The following is a 4,292-nucleotide window of genomic DNA, read 5'->3' on the forward strand; positions in this document are numbered from 1 at the left end:
GTACCGGCCGTGGTCATCACCAGCGCACCGAGCGCGGCCCCCGCACCGATCAGCCCGACAGTGACACCGGCCACGAAGACCCGCAGTCGGCTGGCCACCCCGAGGAAACCGATCAGCGCCACCAGCAGCAGCGCGACCGAGCCGGCCAGCAGTTCCGGAGCGCCCACCCAGCGGGCCGGCCCGAACGGTCCGACCGGGTCGCCGGAGCCGACCGCCAGGGCTCCGGCCGTGAACGCGTAGGGCAGCGCGTAGCCGCCGAGCGTCGCCCCGGCGGCACCGTCGCCGTTGGCCCGGGAGGCCACCGTGGCGGCGACGGTGAGCACCAGCGCCACCGCGCCGGCCGCCAGCCAACCGGCCCGGTGGGTCGGTCCACCGGCGAGCAGCGCGAGCAGTCCGACAGCGAGCGGTACGGCGGCACCGGCCAGACCGGCCGCCCGGGTGGCGGTGGGCGACCAGGCGCCACCCCGGCGACGGGCACCCTCGGCGATCGCCTCGATGACGTCGTCGTACTCCAACTCGGGCCAGTGGGCGCGGGCCGGCACGAGGTGCAGCACCTCACCGTCGCGGACCCCCTGCGGCAACAACGCCTGTGCCGTCACCAGCAGCGCCCCGTCGGTGCGGCGGAGCACCCAACCGCCGTGCTGCTCGCCGTCGTCGGCCAGCCCGACACCGGCGTGTCGGAGCACGTCGGGCAGCAGCTCGGCCAGCGGCACCTGCTCCGGCAGGGCGACGTCCACCCGTCGTTGCGGCGCGCTGATGGTGACGCGTGCCAGCCCGGTAGTCATCGACTGATCTCCATATCGAGTGGGATCGGAGGCTGCGCGGACGACAGGACTTTACCTACCATGAGCCAGGCTCGGGTTACCCAGCGCTGTCAGGAGGCCGAGTGTCCACCGTCGTCATCAAGCGCCCACCACGCCGACCAGCGCCGGAGATTCCCGCCGGTGAGGTGTCGGTGGACGCGCCGCCGGAGATCCCCGTGGTGACCGGTGGACGGTGGCAGCAGATGCTCATGCTGCTGCCCATGCTCGGCGGCACCGTGGCGATGGCGATGATGTTCGGCCGCGGTGGCGGCGCCTACTCGTACGTGGTGGGCGGGATGTTCGGGCTCTCCTCGTTGGCGATGCTGGTGACGTCCTGGGGCAGCGCCTCCGGCACCCCGAAGAAGTCCGAGATGATGGCCGCCCGCAGGGAGTACCTGCGCCACCTGGCCACGCTGCGGCGGCGGGTCCGGCGGACCGCCGGCCAACAACGGGCCGGGCTCTACTACCGGCACCCGGATCCGGGTCGGCTCTGGTCGACGGTGGACAGCCACCGGGTCTGGGAGCGGCGTCCCGCCGACCGGGATTTCGCCGTGGTACGCGTCGCCGTCGGGCCGCAGACCCTCGCCACGCCACTCGTCCCACCGGTCACCCGACCGTTGGAGGAGCTTGAGCCGATGACCGCCGGCGCGCTGCGCCGCTTCCTGGACGCGTACTCAGTGGTGCCGGACCTGCCGGTGGCGCTGTCGCTGCGCAGCTTCGCCCGGGTGCACGTGCGACCCGCCGGCCGCACCCCGGCGACCACCCCGACCACCGGCGCGCCCCCCAGCGCGGACCCGGCGGCGCAGGCGCTGGTCCGGGCCGTACTGACCCAACTGGCGGTCTTCCACGCCCCCGACGAACTGCTCGTCGCGGTCTGCGCCGGGCCGGAACGCCGGGCCTGCTGGGAGTGGGTGAAGTGGCTCCCGCACGCCCACCACCCCACCCGCACCGACGCGCTCGGCCCGGTACGGCTGGTCACCAGCTCCGCCGCCGAACTGGAGTCGCTGCTGGCCGACGTGCTGGCCACCCGGTCCCGGTTCAGTCCGGCCGGCCCGGCCACCGACGGCCCGCACGTGGTGGTGGTCCTCGACGGCGGCGACCTGACCGGGGCCAGCGAGCTGACCGGCGACGGCGGCATCGACGCGGTCACCGTGCTGGACCTGGACACTCCGCCGCCCCGACTGCTGGACCGGTACGCGCTGCTGTTGGAGTTGCACGGCCGACGGCTGCACTCGTGGTCGTCCGACGGGCACGCCGAGGTGGGCACCGCCGACCAGTTGGACCTGGCCGACGCCGAGGCGGTGGCCCGACGGTTGGCGCCGCTGCGCCTCGCCGGCACGGCCCGTGGGCCGGACGCCCCGTTCCAGGCCGACCTGGGTCTGCCCGAGCTGCTCGGTCTCGGCGACCCGGAGAGCTTCACAGCGGAACAGGGCTGGTTACCGCGTTCGGCACGAGACCGGTTGCGGGTGCCGATCGGGGTGGGCACCGACGGCGGCGCCATCGAGCTGGACCTCAAGGAGTCCGCCCAGGACGGCATGGGCCCGCACGGCCTGCTCATCGGGGCGACCGGGTCCGGCAAGTCCGAGCTGCTCCGCACGCTGGTGCTGGGGCTTGCCGCCACGCACAGCTCCGAGCAGCTCAACTTCGTGCTGGTCGACTTCAAGGGTGGGGCCACCTTCGCCTCGTTCGACCGGCTGCCGCACACCGCGGCCGTGATCACCAACCTGGCCGACGCGTTGCCACTCGTCGACCGCATGGTGGACGCGATCAACGGGGAGCTGGTCCGCCGTCAGGAGTTGCTGCGACGCGCCGGCAACTTCGCCAGCGTGCGCGACTACGAGCGGGCCCGGGCGGCCGGCAGCCCGCTCGCACCGCTGCCGTCACTGCTGCTGATCTGCGACGAGTTCTCCGAACTGCTCTCCGCCAAGCCCGACTTCATCGACCTGTTCGTGCAGATCGGCCGACTGGGCCGGTCGCTCGGCGTGCACCTGCTGCTCGCCAGCCAACGGTTGGAGGAAGGCCGGCTCCGTGGGTTGGACACCCACCTGTCGTACCGGATCGGGTTGCGCACCTTCTCGGCGCTGGAGTCCCGCACGGTGCTCGGCGTCGCGGACGCCCACGAGCTGCCCCGCTCGCCGGGCCACGGCTACCTGCGCGCCGGCACCGACCCGCTGGCCCGCTTCAAGGCCGCGTACGTCTCCGGTGCCGTCCGCCGACGGACCGCACCGGGCGTCGCCGCCGCCGAGGGGGGCGCCCGGCTGCTCACCTTCACCACCCACGTCGTACCGGTGGCCGAGCCGGCGTCCCCGGTCGTACCGGTCGTGGCAGAGGAGGAGGGGGGCAGCACGCTGCTCGACCTGCTGGTGAACCGGCTCGTCGGGCAGGGCCCCCCGGCGCACCAGGTGTGGCTCGCACCGCTCGGTCAGCCGCCGGCCCTGGACGAGGTGCTCGGCCCGGTCGAGGTGCACCCGAAGCGCGGGCTCACCGTCGGCAACCCGGAGCTGCACGGCGCACTCGGCGTGCCGATGGCGATCGTGGACAAACCCTTGGAACAGCGCCGGGACCTGCTCTGGCTGGCACTGGACGGCGCCGCCGGGCACGTCGCGGTGGTCGGTGCGCCGCAGAGCGGCAAGTCCACCGCCCTGCGCACGCTGATCTGCGCGTTGGCGCTCACCCACACGCCGGCCGAGGTGCAGGTTTACTGCCTCGACTTCGGTGGCGGCGGGCTGGCCGCACTGCGCGACCTCCCGCACGTGGGCGGTGTGACCGGCCGCGCCGACCCGACCGCGGTACGACGCACCGTCGGCGAGATGACCACCCTGCTGGTCGATCGGGAACGCCGCTTCGCGGAGTTGAGCGTGGAGTCGATGGCCGCGTACCGGCAGCGGCGAGCGGCGGCGGGGACGGCCGGTCAGCCGGGCGTCGACCCGTACGGTGACGTGTTCCTGGTGATCGACGGGTGGAGCACCATCCGCGGCGAGTACGACGACCTGGAGCCACTCGTCACCGACCTGGCCACCCGGGGCCTGTCGTACGGGCTGCACGTGGTCGCCACCGCGCTGCGCTGGCTGGACTTCCGCCCGGCGATCCGGGACCTGTTCGGCTCCCGACTGGAGCTGCGCCTGGGCGACCCGGCCGACTCGCTGGTGGCCCGGCGTGCCGCCGCGAACGTGCCGGAGCGCCCCGGCCGAGGGGTGACCGCGGAGGGCCTGCACTTCCTCACCGCACTGCCTCAGCTCGGTACCGCCGGTGGCGACACCGCCGATCTGGTCAAGCGGGCCGCCGAGGGGTGGGCGGGTCCCGTGGCGCCCCGGGTGCGGCTGCTCCCGCCGGCGCTGCCGTACGCCGATCTGGACCTCACCTCGACGGCCGGGCTGCGGCTGCCGATCGGGATCGCGGAGGCGGACCTGCGCCCGGTGCTGCTCGACTTCGCCGCCGAGCCGCACTTCGTGGTCTTCGGGGACTCGGAGTGCGGCAAGTCGTCGTTCC

Annotated in this window: 2 protein-coding genes; one reads left to right on the forward strand and one right to left on the reverse strand. The window is 73.9% G+C overall.

The genetic code is table 11. From position 1 onward, the window contains the following. A partial coding sequence (gene eccD / locus KBX53_RS24215) for a type VII secretion integral membrane protein EccD (RefSeq protein WP_210861817.1) occupies window positions 1-785 on the reverse strand: 785 nt, incomplete at its 3' end. Window positions 786-886: 101 nt separating this feature from the next. Here eccD and eccCa point away from each other — a divergent pair. Further along, the coding region (gene eccCa, locus KBX53_RS24220; protein WP_210861818.1) for a type VII secretion protein EccCa at window positions 887-4,292 on the forward strand (3,406 nt) is incomplete at its 3' end.

Origin of the sequence: Micromonospora sp. M51, from assembly GCF_018070305.1 — a bacterium.
In the GTDB taxonomy this organism is placed as follows: Bacteria; Actinomycetota; Actinomycetes; order Mycobacteriales; family Micromonosporaceae; genus Micromonospora; species Micromonospora parva.